This is a genomic window from Legionella rubrilucens (genome assembly GCF_001468125.1).
Taxonomy (GTDB): Bacteria; Pseudomonadota; Gammaproteobacteria; order Legionellales; family Legionellaceae; genus Legionella_C; species Legionella_C rubrilucens.
In genome coordinates, this window is record NZ_LNYT01000022.1 from 113,308 (window position 1) to 113,621 (window position 314).

Sequence of the window (314 nt, forward strand, 5' to 3'; positions counted from 1 at the left end):
AGCCATACTCAGATCAAATGACACTGAAAACAATGTGAATTAATCTGAACACGACGAAGAATCAGCATGGTGGTGGGTCTGGGTGGACTCGAACCACCGGCCTCACCCTTATCAGGGGTGCGCTCTAACCAACTGAGCTACAGACCCAATTCATAGAATGTTGACTTGGACCGGCCAATCAGCATTCTTTCAATGCTTTTTCTTCTTCTTGAAAACAAACTGTGTGGACACCCTGAAACGTCGTACGACTCTTATTTTAAGGAGGTGATCCAGCCGCAGGTTCCCCTACGGCTACCTTGTTACGACTTCACCCC

At 47.8% G+C, this 314-nt stretch carries 1 tRNA gene; it reads right to left on the reverse strand.

What is annotated here, in order from left to right:
- Positions 1-70: 70 nt before the first annotated feature.
- A tRNA-Ile gene (locus Lrub_RS12235) sits at positions 71-147 on the reverse strand.
- Between the last annotated feature and the right edge of the window lie 167 nt (positions 148-314).